General features: G+C 37.2%; 14 protein-coding genes. 1 reads left to right on the forward strand and 13 read right to left on the reverse strand.

The window, feature by feature from the left end; translation table 11 throughout:
* Positions 1-49: 49 nt before the first annotated feature.
* From rbsD to NON16_RS10325, 3 genes are read right to left on the reverse strand one after another with little or no spacing between them, the layout of a single operon-like run.
* Positions 50-436 carry a D-ribose pyranase gene (rbsD, locus tag NON16_RS10315; RefSeq protein ID WP_257348899.1) on the reverse strand — a complete coding sequence of 129 codons (387 nt, stop codon included), beginning with the start codon at positions 434-436 and terminating at the stop codon, positions 50-52.
* Positions 433-633 (reverse strand): hypothetical protein, encoded by a 201-nt coding sequence (locus NON16_RS10320; RefSeq protein WP_257348901.1) that lies wholly within the window; start codon positions 631-633, stop codon positions 433-435. Before NON16_RS10320 ends, rbsD begins: the two co-directional genes overlap by 4 nt.
* A 26-nt stretch (positions 634-659) precedes the next feature.
* Positions 660-1616, reverse strand: coding sequence for an amidohydrolase family protein (locus tag NON16_RS10325; protein ID WP_257348902.1), 957 nt, complete (start codon positions 1614-1616; stop codon positions 660-662).
* 109 nt (positions 1617-1725) lie between these two features.
* Here NON16_RS10325 and NON16_RS10330 point away from each other — a divergent pair, with 109 nt between their 5' ends.
* Positions 1726-2736: a LacI family DNA-binding transcriptional regulator gene (locus tag NON16_RS10330; protein WP_257348903.1), complete on the forward strand. Its 1011-nt coding sequence runs from the start codon at positions 1726-1728 to the stop codon at positions 2734-2736.
* A 95-nt stretch (positions 2737-2831) separates the two neighbouring features.
* Here NON16_RS10330 and NON16_RS10335 read toward each other — a convergent pair whose 3' ends face one another.
* The 10 genes from NON16_RS10335 to NON16_RS10380 all read right to left on the reverse strand — a co-directional run bounded on the left by NON16_RS10335 (position 2832) and on the right by NON16_RS10380 (position 20251).
* On the reverse strand, positions 2832-5966 hold the full coding sequence (locus tag NON16_RS10335; RefSeq protein ID WP_257348904.1) for an alpha-mannosidase: 3135 nt from the start codon (positions 5964-5966) through the stop codon (positions 2832-2834).
* A gap of 41 nt (positions 5967-6007) precedes the next feature.
* Positions 6008-8311, reverse strand: coding sequence for a glycoside hydrolase family 3 N-terminal domain-containing protein (locus tag NON16_RS10340; protein WP_257348905.1), 2304 nt, complete (start codon positions 8309-8311; stop codon positions 6008-6010).
* Positions 8312-8716: 405 nt separating this feature from the next.
* Entirely contained in the window at positions 8717-11059 is a 2343-nt protein-coding gene (locus tag NON16_RS10345; RefSeq protein ID WP_257348907.1) for a discoidin domain-containing protein, read from the reverse strand.
* Between the two features lie 389 nt (positions 11060-11448).
* The gene (locus NON16_RS10350; RefSeq protein ID WP_257348908.1) at positions 11449-12702 is read right to left on the reverse strand and encodes an alpha-L-fucosidase; all 1254 of its coding nucleotides are present in this window, start codon (positions 12700-12702) and stop codon (positions 11449-11451) included.
* 196 nt (positions 12703-12898) lie between these two features.
* On the reverse strand, positions 12899-14539 hold the full coding sequence (locus tag NON16_RS10355; protein WP_257348909.1) for an extracellular solute-binding protein: 1641 nt from the start codon (positions 14537-14539) through the stop codon (positions 12899-12901).
* Between the two features lie 79 nt (positions 14540-14618).
* Positions 14619-15512 carry a carbohydrate ABC transporter permease gene (locus tag NON16_RS10360; RefSeq protein ID WP_257348911.1) on the reverse strand — a complete coding sequence of 298 codons (894 nt, stop codon included), beginning with the start codon at positions 15510-15512 and terminating at the stop codon, positions 14619-14621.
* Positions 15513-15534: 22 nt separating this feature from the next.
* Positions 15535-16503, reverse strand: coding sequence for an ABC transporter permease (locus NON16_RS10365; protein ID WP_257348912.1), 969 nt, complete (start codon positions 16501-16503; stop codon positions 15535-15537).
* 260 nt (positions 16504-16763) lie between these two features.
* Positions 16764-17636 (reverse strand): sugar phosphate isomerase/epimerase family protein, encoded by an 873-nt coding sequence (locus NON16_RS10370; RefSeq protein ID WP_257348913.1) that lies wholly within the window; start codon positions 17634-17636, stop codon positions 16764-16766.
* A gap of 194 nt (positions 17637-17830) precedes the next feature.
* On the reverse strand, positions 17831-18862 hold the full coding sequence (locus NON16_RS10375; RefSeq protein WP_257348914.1) for a family 20 glycosylhydrolase: 1032 nt from the start codon (positions 18860-18862) through the stop codon (positions 17831-17833).
* Positions 18863-18916: 54 nt separating this feature from the next.
* Positions 18917-20251, reverse strand: coding sequence for a glycoside hydrolase family 125 protein (locus tag NON16_RS10380; protein WP_372508783.1), 1335 nt, complete (start codon positions 20249-20251; stop codon positions 18917-18919).
* Positions 20252-20274: the final 23 nt, after the last annotated feature.

Here is a 20274-nt window from a genome sequence, read left to right on the forward strand (position 1 = left end):
ATTCGACAGCTATTTTTACCGGACTTTTTGAACAACCTCTTATATTAATTTATCCTGATACAACAATCATATTTGCATATGGGCATGTATCACCAGTTTTAATAATCCCTTTTGAATGGCTTGAAAGTTCTTTGAATTCTTGATGAGTTATCTTTTCAAATAAAATATTAGGGTATTTCTGATGTAGAACTTTAAATCGCTCTGGACTAATATCTAGCATTTCCTCCGTAACAATAATTCTATCAATCTGTAATTCTGTTACTATTACGTTAAGCACTTGTAAAATAGTCGGCAAATCTTCCGTAATACCTAGATTAATACGTTTTGTATGGTCCGGAACAGGGAAACCTTTGTCTGCTAACACAACATAATCTGTATGTCCTAGGCTTGCCACCAAATGTGACACTTCTGGATGAAGAATTCCTACTTTTTTCATCCCGTTCCCTCCAAAAGGTCTCTATACACTGCGTCCCGTTGTTCACATGTAATACGATCTCTGAAGCTTTGTATAGGTCTTTTAAAATATAGTTTGACCTCGTTATTTTGCTGTACTACACTAACCAACTCCCATCCTTGTATACCTAACTCTGATATTTCTCCATCGTCAACAGTTATCATGTATTCCCATTTCATCCAACCACTTCCCTATCAATCAATAACTAAAGGTTTAATTTATAAAATCCGCTTGCGTTTTCACCAATTATTTTAGAGTACTTTTTTTCAGATAAATCTTGTGATAATGCGTTCTCGAATAATTCATACACGTTGTGATAGGTTCCTGACAGTAAGCAAACTGGCCAATCACTTCCAAACATGAGCTTATCGGTGCCAAACACGTTGACAAGATGCTGAATAAAGGGTTCAAAATCTTCATGCTTCCAATGTTGATGGTCCGCTTCTGTGATCAAACCTGACACTTTACACATGACATTTTCATATGATGCTATTTCATTCATGTTATCTACCCAAAATGCTGTAATTCCATTTTTTATAGTAGGCTTTGCAGCATGATTTATAACAGCCCTAAGTTGTGGAAAGTGTTCTAGAAGCTCCAAAACAACTGGCAGATGACGTGGATAGATTAATAGATCTAATGGAAAGTCATCAGAGATAAGTCGTTCGATGTTTTTCATGACTTCCTGTCGTACTATCCATCTATCATCATTTAAGTCTTGCAACATAGGTCTAATTCCAACAAATCCAACATGTTCCCTCAGACGGTGATAGTCGTTTTTGAATGTTGGAGATCCCAGGTCAAGCCAACCGACTACGCCTGCAATAAATTCATATTGACTATACAATTCCAATAAAAATTCTGTTTCTTTTATAGTGGGAGCAGCTTGAATGGCAATTGTTTTGTCAATCCCGTGTTGCCTTAAATGTGGCTCTAAATCGTGCGGCAAGTAATCCCGATATAGTATCGGTAGTTCCTCTGTTAACCAACCATAATCCAAGTGGTTCAGTTTCCAGAAATGTTGGTGAGCATCAATTTTGATAAATATAACCCCCCTTATTTTATAACTATTGTTACCGATAACATCAAAATACCACCAAAACAATTTATTGTCAATTATAAATATTTTGATAAATATACGGAAGAAACTATACTTGTGCACATGTTTGTAGCTGCAAGGTCAGAAGTTCTTTATTCACCAACGGAGAAATAGTTGGTGACTTTTTAAACTTCCTCTATAATGGAAGGTAAATATAGAAAGGAAGTTAGCTATGGTCACAATCTACGACATTGCCACAAAGGCGAATGTATCCCCTATGACTGTATCAAGGGTTATAAATAAATCAGGAAAAGTGAGTGAAGCAACAAGAACAAAAGTTGAAAATGCTATTAATGAGTTGAACTATATTCCTAATTCATCCGCACGTTCCTTAACTTCAAAGAAATCCAAAATTTTATCTCTTGTTATAACTGATATAACAAACCCTTTTTTTACAAAAGTGGCACGTGGAGCAGAAGATAAAGCAAAACAGATGGGATACAGCCTTTTATTATGTAACAGTGATGAAGATATAGACAAGGAGTCAGACTACATAAATATGCTGGTTTCAACAGGAGTAGGCGGTGTACTTATTACTCCATCTGAAGATAAATCAAGAAAGAACTTACGAACATTAAATAAATATAATATCCCGTTCATTTTACTTGATCGTAAAATTGAAGGTATCAATTGTGATGCAGTACATGGAGATAGCCAAGAAGGAACCCGTAAAATATTAGAACACCTTATTAATAAAGGGCATAGAAAAATAGCGATCATCAATGGGCCTCTTGATATTTCAACAGCTCGTGAACGTCAGAAAGCATATATTGAGACATTAAATGCATATAATTTACCGGTTCATGAAGAACTTATCCTCCAAAGTCATTATAAAAACAAGGATTCGAATTCGGACATATCAAAGTTATTATCTGTTAAATTAGAAAAACGACCAACAGCAATTTTTGCAGCTAATAACTTTATTGCAATTAATACGATCAAAGAACTTCGGAAAATTAATATTCGCGTTCCAGAGGATATCTCAGTCGTATGTTTTGACGACTTGGATCCTTCCATCGACTTAAATCCCTTTTTAACAGTTGTTGCGCAGCCCGCCTATCACTTTGGTTTCACTGGTGCACAAATGCTTATTGAAAGAATCGAAAAGACTGCTCCTCCAGAGTTTAGAAAAATTGTACTGCCATCTAAATTAATTGTAAGGAATTCTTCAGCTCATAATTAAAATGATAACATCCTTGCCAGTCTATATTAGTAAGGATGTTATCATTTTATACTTTCAAACCTGGTATTTAGGAATCAAGTCGCCAACCCGTTGCGTTATTTGGTAATGTGAAGTGTGCAAATTTCATAAGGACTGAGCTTTCTGTTTACTATCCCGTCTCTTATTGGAATTTTATTAGGAGACTGTTCTAGTAAATTGGTTTCATTGGCAGAATTCACTTGGAACTTACATTGAATTGTTGTAGTTGATTCACTTCCTTCTGATTCGTACAATCTTACAATAATACCTTCCCCGTTTTCCGCTTGTTTTACTGAATCAACTATCGCACTCTTGCTTTTCGTTTCCAGAAATGTCATAGTATTAGGCAAAATACCCGGATGGGACTCTACCTTTAAGACCGTAATTGGAGAATTTAGTTCATGACCTTTTTTAACCGTATCCCCTTTTCTCCAATCCCCTTCATGGGCGAATAAAGAGTAGGTAAATTCGTGTTCCATCATATCTGCTGAGTTATCCGGCCATTTTGGTGCTCTTAAAAGAGAAAGTCTTATTCTGTTACCCTTGATGTCATATCCATATTTACTATCATTTAAAAGGCTTACACCATAGTCACCCTGCGACAAATCCGCCCAACGTTGTCCACAGACTTCATACTGGGCTTGTTCCCAGCTTGTATTGTTGTGAGTGGGTCTTTGAACAGAACCAAATGGTATTTCGTATGTAGCATTTGGGCTATAAACATTTACGGGAAAGGCAACTTTCAAAAGTTTATGTTCTTCCTTCCAATCTACCTTAGTTTTAAAATCTATTCTTCTATTATGATGGTAAAAAATAATTTCCTGACTAATAAACGAATTATTAATTTCCCACTTAAATGATAAACTGTCCGAAACTGTGCCTTTGTGAATCACTTTTGAACTGACTAAATTAGGCTTAATAGCACGCTGTTTTTCAAACCTCGAGTCGATATCCCAAGCGTCCCAATTTGTGGGCAAATCATCAAATAGTTCAAACTCATTAGCAAATTCTCTATCTTTTATTATTTCCTTGTCGGCTTTTTTATCATATAATCGGCTTATCCACCCGTTGGTACTAAATTCCACTTGATAAAAAGATGTCTCCCAATAACCATTAAATCCATCTAAAGGAGCAATTTCTCTTTCACTTCTGTCCTGCAGCCACACCACTTTATAACCCATACCAGGAATACCATCAATGTAAGCGCTTAGCTTAACCTTTGCACCTTCATTAATAGTATCTGCCTCATAGATATTTCCTTCTTTATCCACAATTTCTTTTTCTAGTAGTTCTTTTCCACCTGTAATAGTTAACTTCTCACTTCGAAACCAATTAAGACTATTAAATAGAACTATAGGTTGGCCAAGTCCTTCCGTATCGATGGATTGGGCAATACGGTTAACTGCTACTTCTTTTAGTTCATTACCTTTTTTAAATAAAACTTTGTACTGCTGCCTTGATAATTCATATACAGATGAAATCGAAGTACCTGGAACAATATCATGGAATTGATTGAGCAATAATGTCTTCCATCCCTCTTTTATTTCGCTGGTCGGATAGTTGTTACCTAAAACCATATAAGCAAAGCTGTTCCAAATTTCTAATTCTCTATAAAGAGATTCCGCCTGTCTATTATTCTTTTTTACTTCCGCGTGAGTAGTATAGGTTCCACGATGGAGTTCTAAATATAGATCTCCATACCATTTAGGAAGATAAGGATTCTTCTTATTTATACGATCAAAAAAGCTATGCACTTTGTCAAACTTCACATCTGGAAGTGCCGGAAGTTTAGTGGAACGTTCCAACTTTTCAATCATGTCTCTTGTTACACCACCTCCACCGTCACCATAACCATACACTAACATTCTTTCCGGATACTCATTTTTTTGGTTGAAATCCATCCAGGTATTTTTTATATCAGCTGGTTCAGTATTTTGTCCAAGTATAGTGTGCAAATAAGATAATATTTTTGTGCCATCAATTCCTTCCCAATAGAAAAGGTCATATGGAAAACGATTGGTATCATTCCAGTTAAGTTTCGTTGTCATAAAATAATTTGTACCGGCCTTTTTAAGAATTTGCGGTAAGGACGCACAATAGCCAAAAGTATCTGGTAGCCATTCTACTCGAGGCTCCACATCAAATTCTTCTTTGAAAAATTTCTTGCCATATAACAATTGTCGTACAAGAGATTCCCCCGATGGTATATTCAAATCCGGTTCCACCCACATACCACCAATAATTTCAAATCGACCTTCTGCAACCTTTTGCTTAACTCGCTTATACACTTTCGGATTATGTTCTTTTAAGTATGCAAATAACTGCGGTTGACTTTGAGCATATTCAAAGTCTTTATATTCTTCTAATAAGGTACAGGCGCTAGAAAATGTACGGCTTGCCTTTCTTATTGTTTCCTTGATAGGCCACAACCAAGCGATATCAATATGTGATTGTCCAACCGCTCTAATAGTCCCCTCTCTATAACCTGTTAGTTCACTTACTTTATTTTTTAAATCTACTTCCAACGTTTTTATAAATTTTGAATCAAGTAAGGATTCCCTAGTTGGCATACCAAGCGTTTCTACAACATGTTGCAAAGCTTTGATTAATAAATGACGACGCTGATCCCCATCATCCATTAGTGTCGCATTTTTATAATATACTTCCATTGTGTATAAAAGACTTTGAACTTCCTTATTTATATAGACTAGATAGCTTTTTTCCAAATATACCGGTGGTGGTTCCGTTTCAGGTTCAGCAACCTGATTAAATCCCCTTAAACTATCTTTCGGAATTCCAACTGGGTTGAATAATTCGATTTGAATATGTAATTTATTGTTTTTAACTAGTTGAGCTGGAATTAATAAAAAATCTCGATTTCTATCAAACCCTTGTATGGGTGTTCCTTGTATTGAGATACAAGATTCACAATTAGATTCCTTTCCCTTCCCATTTGCTTTAAATACAATACCAACGTGATCTTTTGACCATTCTCTTGGTAGATCTACTTCCTTTTCCAGAAAGGTGGTAGTACCAGAGTCTGCAAGCCAATCTCCGATATTACCCTTTAGATCTTCATTATTGTTCTTATCAAATTGATATTCTTCAGGATTTAAATAAAGGGCCCTTTTTACTTTCCAGTCTTGGATTTCTCGTATCTCCACAAAGAGGTTTGCTTGTAAATTACTAATTAATCGTTGAATTCGCTGCATATCTGTTAATCCTTTCTATTGCTACATTCAAAATCGAAGTTTCAGACTTTTATCAGCAGGTCTTTCTCAATACTAGTAGCTGAAGATCCACCAACCATCAGTTTTACTGTGCCAGGTTCAATATCAAAATCCATATCTATATTCCATATAGCCAATTCCTCGAAACCAAGTGTAAATGTAATAGTCCTCGTTTCATTTTCCCTTAACCAGACCTTCTTAAATCCTTTTAGTTCTTTAATTCGTTGTGTCACACTTGCTTCCATATCTTTAATGTACAGTTGACACACTTCATAACCATCTCTATTTCCACTATTTTTCACATCCACAGAAACCTTAACTTTTTTTGAATCTTTCAATTCTCTTAAAGTTATTACTTCTTTGCTATTTATAGAAAAACAATAATCAAATGATGTATAACTTAATCCATGTCCAAAAGGATATAACGCAATTCCACTCATATCGAAATAATTTACTTTCGCACCACTATCCTTGTAATTATAGTAAACTGGTAATTGCATAGATGAATATGGAATCGAAACTGGGAGCTTGCCATTTGGATTAACATCCCCAAATAATACTTCAGCTATCGCTCTGCCTCCCTGTTGGCCTGGATACCAACCAGTAAGTATTGCATCACATTGTTGCGAAATACGTGGAATCGAATAGGGACGGCCCTGAATAAGAACAGCAACTACAGGAGTCCCTGTTGAAACAATTTCCTGTACAAGTTCTTGTTGTGCCCCACCAAGATCTAAATTTGCCACATCAACATTTTCTCCACAATCCATTTCTCTTTCACTATATTGTTTAACAGCTCCATTATTTTCAAATTCCATATTGAAGTCTCTTGCACTAGTACCACCTAAAGCCATTACTACAATATCTGCTTCGTCCGCAATTTTTTTTGCAGCTAGCAAATCTGAACTAGAATTATCTCTAAATCCACTTCCTTTTGCATAAGATACTACCGTATCTTGATTAACAATAGAGCGTATCCCATCAAGTATAGTAATGACATTTCCCTTGCGTTGCGGAGGAGTATAATCGCCTAATAAACTATATATATTGTTAGCGCTTGGACCAATTACAGCAACTTTTTTTATACGCTTATTTATTGGTAAAATATTATTCTTGTTCTTAAGTAAAACAACCGATTGACGAGCCATATTTAAATTGATTTCAGTAGATTTACGACATCCTATAACCTTCAAAGGTTCACTTTCTTCGATAAATCGTCTGTCATCAAATAGCCCCAACTTAAATTTTAAATATAAAACGCGGGATACTGATTGATCTACCAGTTCTTCTTGTACTTTTCCATTTTCAACAGCCGTTTTGATAGTAGTATATACGTTATCCCACAGGCTCAAATCCACTCCTGCTTTCAATCCATATGCTGCGGCTAGTTCTTGATCACCTGTTAGCTTCAGCAGTCTATCAAGTGCAGTACCATCTGCCATTACGATTCCTTTAAAGTTCCATTCATCACGAAGTATGCCTGTTAACAGTCGCCCGTTAGCATGACAAAGAACACCATCAATTTCATTATAGGCAGCCATACAAGCTAGAGCACCGGATTCTACACCTGCTTTCATCGGCGGTAAATACAACTCACGCAATTCTCTTTCACCGATTAATGCAGGTGCTGAATTATGCCCCCCAATTCCTGCTCCCTGGGCGGCAAAATGTTTTAAAACAGAGATTACTTTTGGGGAAACTCCCTTTTCATTAACTTCGTCTTGCATTCCACGAACCACTGCCTTCGTCATTCTAGCTGATAAATATGGATCTTCACTAAAACATTCCTCTGTTCTTCCCCACCTAGGATCGCGAACAATATCCAAGGTGGAGACTAAGCCAAGATGCGCACCTCTAACCCTTAATTCCTCAGCTACGCACTGGGAAATTTGTTGTTGTAAATCAGGATTCCAAGATGCACCTGACCCGATATGGGTAGGAAATAAGGTACTATCTAACGCCTGGTGGCCGTGAGGGCATTCTTCAGAAAATAAAACAGGTATACCTAATCTTGTGTTCTCCTTAATATACTGTTGGACCATATTAGTGACGATCGCACTATCTTTAGCTGCAATTCCATTTGAAAAATTCACATTGGACCATGGATCAGCTCTAAACAGACCATATAAAGCACCCATTCCATCAAATTTGGAGACATGTTCTTTAAAAGCATCGGTTAACTCATAACCATTATCTGTTTTTTTATAGGCATTCCAACCATACATTTTCTGGTTTAATTGACCTACTTTTTCTTTTAAAGACATATGATATATTAAATCTTTTACTCTTTCATGTATGGAAAGACTACTATCCTGATATATTTCCATATGCATTTTCCTCCAAAATATAAAAAACAGGTTTTTCCCTTAGATTTATACTTTCATTTTTCTCATGTATAAACGTGGTTGACGACCGGACGGATAATCATCAATAGTACTATGATTGACTTTTGTTTCCATCAATTAAGCCTAGGAATGTTATCTCTTTGACTCTGTTTTTACTATTTTGCTATTAAAATGAGTGGGATATACTTAAGCAAAGTTCAGATTGGATATACTCCGGTTAAATCATCATACATCACACTAACTCTTTTTTTAAAAAAGTTCCCCGCCTAATGCGGAGAACTTCTTACTATCAAATCAAAACTATTTTTAACGTTTGCATCTTGGGTTTTCCTTGTTAGTCATCCATTTTCAAAGAAGTTTAATAAATGTTCGCCATATTTATACACTCTACTTCCAAAAGAACAAATCTGCCTTTCCTCCGCCAATTGTAACATCCACTTTGTAATGATAACCTTTGACGTGTGTCAGTTTGACCTGTTCAATCTGCCCTGTATCTTTATTGACTTTAAATAGTGATTTTGGTCCCTGCCCTCTGACGTCAAGGTCAAGTGTAATGGTCTGACTAGTGTTTTCCGATGAACCTTCTTTCCCCTCTGCCGTCAACCCATTCATAATCATGAAGTATTCAGCTTTTTTCGACGGAAGTTTTTCTAGCTCTTCCTTCGGCAAACCTGGAAGCGGTTCAAAATAACCAATTAATACGTCCCCTTTCAAACCAGCATTTGCATTGCCAATATTCTCAATGTTAATATTTTGAATATGCGAATCAGTTGAATTGTCCCATAGTTCGAGTGAATCTGGTTTCCTATTAGTTACAACCTCATTATTCACTATGTGTTCGCCCGGAATAAAACGAACATCCGTACTGTCCAAGCGAACAAGTAAATCCCCCAAATTGTTTCCTTGTTCTGCCATCTCAGCATATTGATAGTATTGCGGTGTTAAATTGCCCTCTTCATCATAGAAAAGGAAGACATCCGAATTGTCCTCCCAGCGGAATAAGTTCGTCCACTTACCACCCATTGTCCAAGTCGCAAAAGAGACAATATTAATTTGTGATTCGGATACGACATATGGACCGACGACTGGCGGAGTATCCCCCGTTTTGTATCCCAGAGTATATTGTCCAAACGGAATCGGTGATTGTCCTGTTCCGTCATACCCTTCAAGAGCTATCGTTCGGTAGTAGTTTAGAGAGTTATACAAACCAGTAACACTGCCACCAGGATAATGAGAGTTTTCACTGAAATAATAGTTATCGAATGTTAATAAATCAGGTTTTGCCGCTCTCATGTATAATCGCAGCTGTTCCTGGCTCCATTGCCCTGCCCATTGATTGTTATGAACAAGAGCATTTGGATATAACTTGCGGCTTAAATCATACCAATCGTTCAAATAACCAACAATTTCTGTCGTGTAACCTTCTTCATCGCCAAAAGCCATGCTGACAAGGCTGTCGAGATGTGCTCTCTGTTCTTCATTCAAGAAATGATCATCCGATGTTGGTCCAGCGTCCAAGTGCTCAGCATAAGGAGCTTTCGCAATCGACCAGAGCGCATCAGGGACCGACTTATGAAACGTATCGTTGTAAAGCGGAGCTTCATAATAGGTTGCCGTCGTAAAATGAATTCCGTTCCACTCTTCGGCCGTCGGATAATGGCGCCCTGTTTCATCTGTTGTAATCCACGCTTGTTGCTGCATCCCGTTTTCGACCAATACTTTGCTTCCACGTGACAACCCTTTATTTGCTTTCGTATTGATCACCTCAAATTCGAAAATACTTGGTCCAAGTCCCCCAGTGGTTTTGGAAATGTTGAATTTAACTTTGCTTCCGGTTACCGGAGCAAACGTAACGTTATCTGTTGAGGTTGGATTTTTACCAACATACGCATCTTTCCAATCGGAACCATTCCAGTATTCAATCTTGTAATCTACGATTCTTTGCTCTAATTGTTTGAACACGATCTTATTAAACGTTTTTTCTTCGCCAAGATTGACGATCAAATCAGCTGTTTCAATGTTATCGTCAGTAGCCCAACGAGTACCTGGATTCGCATCAACGGCCTTATTGCCGTTATACATTGAGTTACGGTACTCTCCCGTATTTTCCTTCGTATTGAAGACTTTAAATTCCCAGATGCTTGGTTCAAACGTTGAGTCCGTAATATTTAACCTTACTTTACTTCCTGTTACAGGACTAAAAACAGCTGTTTCAGGAGTGAATTTGCCTTGATCAGCAACATTCGTATATCCTGCTTTCGCCTTTCCACCCGTGTATGCTTCAAGCCATTCTGATCCGTTCCAATACTCGATCTTGTAGCTTAGAATTCTTTCAGAAAACTGTGTGAGTTCTATCTTGTCAAACGTTAAAGTTGATCCAAAATCGACTTCCAGTGTTACAGTACTTACATCTGTAGCCCAGCGTGTTGCAGGATCACCGTCAACTGCTTTTCCACCGTTATATTCTTGGATGTCAGCATAAACATTACTTGCTTCAACCGGCTTCTTATAGGCAATATTCCCGTCTGAGGTAAAATTGCTAACTTCGACCTGCTTTCCGTATGCTAAGTTCCCAAGTGAATCGGCAATTTCCTCATAGGACTTTTCATCAGAAACTATACTGTTTGCATGTGTAGCAGGGGTACCTTTCATTAAGCTAAACCCAAGAACTAGAATCAATGAACACAAAAATAAACATCTAAAAATATAACCCTGTTTTTTTCTATTCAAGTATGACACTCCTCCTAAATAATTATTTTATATTTAAGCCAGAGTTTATTGAATAGTATTCAGTTAGCCCCCTTTCTTAAATTTGTCAATAACTCAGGCACAACATAACGTCTATTAAAGTAATAAAGAATTAGTTATGTGTATCAAGGCAGACTACCACACTTCTTTGTGGAGCGCCCATTAATTTCAATTTACTTCTACATTTCACGTCTCATGCTCTCTTAAGGAATGTCAATCAATCTATTAGGAAGCATATTTTTTAACAGTTTCATAAGGTATGTTTGATAAACTACTGTTTACATCTCTTACAGTAGTTTATATAAAATCGTACTGGCCCCATAACATCAGCATTGTAATACGTCCCAACTTAAATGCCGAACATACAAAAATTACTTATCAAGATGATAGAATGATAAATCCCGAATTTCTGGTTCTCCGACACTACTCGTGATTTCAAGAATAACACCACGGACTTTTACAGCTGGAAGTCGGATAATTGCTTTATGTCCAATATTTCTCCCTTCATGGACAGTGCATGGACGGTGGGACTTCGCACTTATAATTTTTATTTTGAAACTCCGAACCCTTTCGCCGTTCTTTAAATCTTCATGGATAACTACATGGTCGAGCAGGTGCGGATCCTGGGTTTGATATATCCATTTTCCATCTTTGGCTTCACACTGACCGAGAGATGCAATCGGATTGTCAAAACGGTTACTAATTTCTGCACCAAATTCGAGTAATCGCTTTGTATCCTTTTCTGGGAGAAGACCTTGTCGGTTAGGACCAATATTAAGCAATAAATTGGCTCCTCGTCCTACGGAATGATAATAGAGGCCCATTAATTCTTCACAGCTTTTTACTGTATGTTCGTCCCTGTCGCTAAAAAACCAATTGCACCTCAATTGCACGTCACACTCAGCTGGTAACCAAAGTGGTTCACTTAGTTGTTCCTTGTTGTCTGTAAGAATGGAAAGCTCAGTAGAATCCACAACATTCCAGCACGGAACCTGAGCAATGCCGTCTTCGTTACCAATCCAACGAAAATCAGGATCAGCCATATTGAAAATAAGAATGTTGGGTTGTAGGGTCCGGATTTCACCGATAATACGTTTCCAATCGTATTTATGTCCCTCTGACCCACATCCATCAAACCAAAGGATGTTAATTTCCCCATAATTAGTTAACAACTCGGTTATTTGATTGACAAAATAATCATCGTACGCTTGGGCATCTTGGTTATAGAAGTCAGCCGAGCCATCATACGGAGAATAGTATAGTCCCGGTTTGATATCGTATTTACGGCATGCATCAACAAATTCACGGACAACGTCGCCTTGACCATTCTTCCATGAAGAATAGGAGACAGAAAAATCCGTATATTTCGAAGGCCAATTCGAAAATCCATCATGGTGCTTCGCGGTAAGAACAGCGTATTTCATCCCAGCTTCTTTCGCCGTGCGAATCCACTGCTCGCAATCCAAATTAATTGGATTGAATGTAGAAGGTGACATCGGCCTTTCATCAAAATCAATATATCCCTCGTAAAAGGTTCGTAAACCAAAATGCAGAAACAGTCCGAATTCCCATTCTTGATATTCTAGCTGCCTTCGAGTTGGTTTAACCTGTTGAGGTGTCGTCATTTTTATTCCCCGCCCCATAAATTAATTTAATGCTGCTTTGGATCAGCCTAACCGTGTTTTGTTACAAAAGATAAAGATATCAAAACCGACGAAAGTTTCCGTTGTTTATACTACTTTTCCGGTAAAGTAAGATAAAGGGGAAGAGCGATGACTTCCCCCTTTAAACTAAATATCATAAAGCTTTTCAAGCCATTTTTTATTTGTATTTTTCATTATAAGCACTTTGATATATTTCCACATACCTTTCAATTCCCATACTCTTTAATGTTGCAATATATTCTTCCCAATCCTCCTCTAGACTAGCATCTCCTATAATAAATTTAGCTGTCATTTCGTCGACATAATCTGTAATAGTTTTTTCAATAGTCGCCATTTCTACAGATTGTTCTTCAGTAAAAAATAAAGGTGGTACGGGGTTAATAGTTTCTGAAATGTAAGGTTCATATTTTTTACTTGCATTCCACAATACTGCTTCTTGACTTCCTTCTGGAACTGCTTTTCCTGAACGGAACTCTTTTGTTCTTAATGATGGCCCAGTTTGTATCCACGCCGCATTATCCTCTTTCTCCTCAGCTGGAATTAACGTCCAAGTTGCTGGTTCTCCGTTTAAACCTATTTGTCCTTCTTCAGCCTCTTTCCATCCCTTTCCAGGTCTACCTATTACTGAACGACGTGTTATTTCTTCTTGGTACATAGCATCCGCCCATCGAAATGCAACATCAGGATGTTCGGCATTATTTGTGATTACAAACTCAGCTGGAACAGTGATTGCAGTGGGCTCATGTAAGGCTATACGTTGACCGTTCGGTCCTTCTAAAGGAGGAACGACAACAAAATCGGGTCCTCTTGCATCATCAGATGTTATATCTACATCTGAAAAGAATCCGCGGGTTGCAGCTGGAGCCGCACCTAATATTGCCTCACCTGGGTTTTCACCTAGTTTTTTGAATTGTTCAGTACCTTGTGTGAATGAACCAGAGTAAATCAAACCGTCAGAATACATTTTGTTTAAATATTCCAGACCTTCTTTCCATTCTGGTTTATTCCACGGGACAGCAATTGTATCACCTTTAACATACATATCGCTGTATATGAAAGGGTCCATAAGAAAACCTGACACTTTTTCATGCCATGCATTTTTCATCCCTGATAAAGGAATTTCATCAGCTTTACCGTTACCATTCGGATCCTCAGTTTTAAAAGCCTTCATTACATTATAAAATTCTTCAGTTGTTGTAGGTATATCCAAACCTAGTTTGTCAAGCCACGGTTTATAAATCCACATTTTTTGGGAAACAGAACAATGGAAGCATTCGTTGACTTGTGGTAATGCATAAATTTCTCCTTCTGGTGTTGTGATTCCATTTTTAACCATTGGCATATTTTGAAGCATTTTCTTTGATTCGATTCCATATTCATCAATCATATCGTTCAAGGAAAGAAATATCCCCTTTTCCCCGTATACTCTTAACTGTGCAGGGGTTAAACCCATATGCATAATAACATCTGGGTAATCACCACTTATAAGAATCAGGTTTAATTTTTCCTTTGCCCCTTCTTCCGGGATGACCTCCCAATTGATGTTTACGCCAGTTTTTTCTTCATACCACTTTGTAAATGCATTAGTTTCAAAATCTTCAACTTCGCTATTTGATGGTATAAGGACATCTAGTGTCACTTCTTCCTCTACGATTGGAAACTCACCATTTTTAGTAACAATAGGTTCTATTTCTTCATTTTTATCTTTTTCAGTTTCATCATTTGGGGAACATGCAGCCAGAGTTAACATGGTAAAAACTAATACTAACGATAGAAATAATAAAGTCTTTCGGATCATTATAATTCCTCCTCTTTTGTGGTTAGTAAACTTGGATTAAGATTAATAGTAAGGTAATTGACAATTCATCAATTGGTTATCAACCTTTTAACGAACCAATCATTACTCCTTTGACAAAGTATTTTTGAACAAATGGGTAAATAATTAATACTGGAAGTGAGGCTACAACAATTAAAGCATACTTTAAAAGTTCTCTTAAACCGACGTTTTTCTGGTAGTTACCTATATCACTTATCATAGAAGGATCGATTTCACTCTGAATCAAAATATTTCTCAAAACAAGTTGCAGCGGAAATAAATCCGTATCCCTTAAATAAATTAAAGCACTAAAATATTGGTTCCAGTGACCGACTGCATAAAATAGGGATATCACAGCAATAATAGGAGCTGAAAGCGGTAACACGATTTTCAATAAAAACTTGAAATCATTGCACCCATCAAGTTGGGCCGATTCAAGAACCTCCTTAGGTATCACCGATCTAAAATAAGTCATAGTAATGATAACGTTGAAAACCGCCATCGCATTAGGGATAATCAGTGCCCAACGCGTATTCAACATACCTAAATCTCTTACAAGAAGATATGTTGGAATTAATCCCCCGTTAAACATCATCGTGAAAACGAATAAAAACATGAAAATTCCTCTACCTCGAAAATCTCTTCTTGATAATGGATATGCCGCCAAAATAGTTAAAGCAACATTAATAGATGTTCCGACAACCATGTAAAATAATGAATTCGCATAACCTGTCCAAATCATATTATAGTCAAAAACGGCTTTATATCCTTCTAGACTAAAGTCCACTGGCCATAACCAGACTCGTCCACTTGCTACAGCATCTGCAGAACTAAAAGATGCACTAACAACATAGATGAGTGGATAAAGAACTGATAGTATCAAAAGAGACAAGAAAATATAGTTACATACTGTAAAAATACGGTCACCCTTTGATTTGGGAATCGATGATTGCATTATTTTGCTCCTTTTATGTTAATTACCATAGACCTTCTTGCCCAACTTTCTTCGCCATTCGGTTTGCTCCGACTATCAAGATTAAGCCAATTATTGATTTAAAAAGGCCGATAGCTGCAGCGTAAGAGTATTGAGGTATCGGTGAAGTAAGTCCTACTTTATAAACGTAAGTATCAATGATCTCTGAAGCCGATAAGTTTAATGGGTTCTGCATTAACAATACTTTCTCGAATCCGGTATCTAAGAAATTTCCCATATTTAAAATTAATAGAACAACAATTGTTGGGGCAATACACGGAATATCGATGTGCCAAATTCTACGTAGTATTGAAGCTCCGTCAATAATTGCTGCTTCATGAAGTGCTGGACTTACTCCCGCTAGCGCAGCCAGAAAGATAATACAGCCAAAACCAACGTTTTGCCATATGCCCGACCAGACATAGATGGACATAAATAACTCTGATTCACCCATGAAATTGATTGGACTAAAGCCAAATAACGAGATTAAGTCATTTAACGGGCCCATTGGATCCAATATAATAAAAATTATACCAACCATTACAACAACAGATATAAAGTGTGGAGCATATGTAATCATTTGAGCAGCTTTTTTGAACTTTTTCTTATAAATATAATTGAGACTTAGGGCCAATATGATTGGGAGTGGGAAACCCGCTAAGACTTCATAAAGACCTAACAACAATGTATTTTTCATTACTCCCCAAAACTCGTACGATTTTATAAATTTAATTATGTGTTCCATTCCTACCCAAGGGCTTCCCAATATACCTGCTACCGGATCGAAATCTTTAAAAGCAATGCTAGCGCCGTACATTGGATAATATTTAAAAACTAAAATGTACAAAAGAGGTAGTAAGAAAATTACATACAATTGCCAACCATTTTTTATGTCTCTAATTAAGGACTTGCTTTTTTTAGTCTTAATTTTCCTTTCTATCGTTTTTGACACTGTTTCCCTTGTAACATCCATTTAGTAACACCCCTTTTATATTAATTAGATGACAGGTTAAACCAATTGATATAGCAATGATTATATAACGTTACCGGTAACACAATAATAAACACGAAGTAGTAAAATGTCAATGAATTTTTTGAATGTTGTGAGTTATCAAATAAGTAAATAACCAATTACTCTAAGTTTGTAATTAAATCCAAACACAAATAAGGGGACAATGTCCCCTTATTTGTGTTGAAATCATTCTCCTAGAAAAACCCTTAATACAAGTTAAATTAAACTTCCTCCCAAAAGCGTTTTAAATTATCCATTCCGATTCTAGACGCTTCTCTACATTCTTCCATACCTTCAAATTCCAATGTTACGTAACCGTCATAACCTGAATCTTTAATAAGTTTTACAATCTCACGAATTTCAATATCACCTTGTCCAACAATTGCTCCTCTTAAATAGTTTCCGTTAGAGGTCCTAAACCATTTACCTGCACCTGGATCTTGGTAGTAAGGGCGGAAATAGAAATCTTTAAAATGAACAAGTGATGCGTATGGCAGGTTTTTCTTCACACCTACAATGGATTTTTCATCAACACACATAAAATTTCCTATATCTAATGTTGTTTTAAAGTTAGGTCTGTCAACTGCTTGGAGTACACGTTGGACTCGATCACTATGCTGTACAGCAACTCCATGATTTTCGATTGTTGTTATAATCCCAAACTTTGCTGCATAGTCGGCGATACGACGGCTTCCTTCAATGATTTGTGGTAAGCTATTTTCAAAGTATTCAATGGTCATTTTCTTAGGCGGTAATGTAAATGCTGTCACATCATGACGCATATGTTTAATTCCCATACGGTCCAAAAGATCAACATGTTCTTCCAATCTTGCAACTTCTGCTTCAAATTCTTCCTCTGTATCTTGTACGAAATTTGCGGGCATAGAATAGTTGGAAAGTTCAATGCCAACTTCCTCAGCCTTATTGCGTACAGCGTCTGCAAGTTCCAAATTATCTACTAAACTAAATCCATAGGGAACAATTTCCATATGCTCCCCTCCATTATCAGCAATCCATTGCACAACATCTAATACATCCATTTCTCCTGCTTTAATTGCATCCAGTAAACTATACGTACTTAATCCTATTTTCATTAAATTTCTCCTCTAGTTTTTTGTTTAAAGTGCGTGTTCAAAAAGTAGACGAATCAGAAACAAGAAGTTCAAGGCACGACAGTTTTGAGGACCGGAACGTATGATGTTAATACGCGAGGACCGAAAAAACCGAGTAACGTAGAAATTCGCCGTTTATCAGTTGGATTCTTTTTGAACAACCTCTTAAAAGTATCTTAGGCTAGCTTTCCAGTTATAACATCTAATGTTCGGTATAACTCCTCCAACTCTTCTAACTCTTCCTGACTTTCTTTTGACGGAGGGGCCATATTAACAAATTTACCAAAAGATTCTTTGGTCCAACCATTCCATGAAGTAACGATCATTCCTGGCATTTTCCCCTCAGACCGTAACTCTTCAGCTTGCCGCTTACTTTCGTCAAGTAAATCTACTGCAGCCCCTGTTTTAAACCAACAAGCAGGTATGACAGTAAACCCTTTTTCAATGAAAATTCCAATCGAAGGATAGGCATCCAATTTATCATAATGCCAGTCCATTATCACAATATCGTTGGGGATAGAATCAATCGCTCTGTGTGTACCGAATGTATCTCCTTCCCAGGGGTTATAACCTGTCTTATCACTATCATTTAAGCGGTCTCCCCACATAAACATTTCAACGCCACGTTTTTTGACTAAATGTCCATACATATCATTTACAGATTTTGCAAACAAATCAGCACGATCTTTCCCTTTACAACGAGGACACTCATCATCAGCCATGGCGTAAACTTCATCCATCCCGACATGAAAGGCGTCAGCTTCAAAGGCATCAATAAGTTCATCCATTAAATCAAAAGCAAGGGCATTAACATCTGGATGTAACGGACACCAGCTTCTACAGAAAAAGTCTGGCCATTTAGCATCCAACGGTACGTGCGGAGTTTCATCAAATTCGGGATAAGCCTTCAATATCGTATTTGGAGCCCCTCCCCAGCCTTGATGACCAAGACATTGGAACAGTGGGATAAGACGTATCCCGTTGTTTTTACAAGTCTCTGATAATTCCTTCGCATCTTCCTTAGTCAATTTTCCCTTACCAGATATTTCTGGATGGGATTCGAATACAAACGCTGTATTACATTCTAAAACCAAGTGGTTGATTCCTTTTGGTACCAATACCTTTTCAATAAATTCCTTAAACGGTTCAACCAAGTCATGTGAGCTAAATCTCAGATGGAACGCTCTTACTGGTTCTATTTTAATCACTCCTCTTGTGAATTATTAATTTATACATTATTAAACTACTATTTTTATGCGTTTTTATTCAAAAAGGCTTTCTTTTTTAATAGTCAATTGCTCTGACAAAGCGCTTCCCTTCACAAATCGGTTACATAGACTTAATAAAAATTCACTGAACATCGAATTCGCCCACGAAAACCAAGGTCTAGTAAACTTCTCTGGATTATCGGCATGAAACCCTTCGTGCATAAAATTCGTATTTGCATCTGTTCTCTTGAACAAATCAAGAATATCTTCCTTCTCAGCATTCGTTGTCGCAGTCATCCCCTGGATAGCAAGGGCGATGTGCCATATATAATGTTTAGGTGTATGTGGACTACCAATTCCTTTAGCAACCTTACCCTGGTAATAATAAGGGTTTTCTCCACTAAGGATAAAATTTCTCGTATTTTGATAAATTGGATCATCAATACTGCAATAGCCCAAATATGGTAGTGCGAGCAGGCTAGGAACATTTGCGTCATCCATTAAAATATAATTTCCAAGCCCATCTGTCTCGTAGGCATAGATCGTTCCATATGTTGGATGTTCAACCTTGCCGAATTTTTGAATACCTTGATCAATTTCATTCGCCAAATCAATCGCTGTTTTTGCTAGATTGTTGTCACCAATGATTTCATCAGCTATTTGCGCTATTTGTTTTAAGACGACTACCGCAAACATATTGGAAGGAATTAAGTAACCATATTCGCAAGCATCATCACTCGGTCGAAAACCAGACCATGTCATGCCTGTAAAGCCGACAGGTGCTCCCTTCCCATCATGTGATAATGTATCTTGAGGTGGACAGTCATCCCTTTCAAACCTGTAATTAGAATCTGCCTCATGGTTTTGCTCAATCTTCCACGTTTTGATTATTTTTGTAACAGCATCCTGGAACAGTCCGTTAAAATGAGATATCCGTCCAGTTGATTTCCAAAATAAATAGGCAAGTTGGATTGGATAACATAGCGAATCTATTTCATATTTACGTTCCCATAAGAGCGGTGTCATTTCCGTCTTATCATTATGATATCGTTTGCCGTTTGCTTCTTCATTAAACGCATTGGCATATGGATCATGCATGATGCAGGCCAATTGCTTTTTAATAACCCCTTCGATTAGATCAGCCATTTGTGTATCCTTTTCAGCTAACATTAAATATGGACGTACTTGTGCAGCAGAATCTCTTAGCCACATTGCTGGTATATCGCCTGTAATAACGAATGTTGTTTCATCATCTTGAGGTCGAATAGTTGTTTCATACGTATTCGAAAAGCAGTTCTCAAACATTTCCTGGATCTTTTGATCATCTGAGAAAGTAGACTTCACTTCATCAATTAACGTTTTCATTGATACTGGTAATTGTCCGTTCACGTAAGTCCCGCTCCCTTTTTACA

The sequence above is a fragment of the Pseudalkalibacillus decolorationis genome (genome assembly GCF_024609785.1).
Taxonomy (GTDB): Bacteria; Bacillota; Bacilli; order Bacillales; family Fictibacillaceae; genus Pseudalkalibacillus; species Pseudalkalibacillus decolorationis.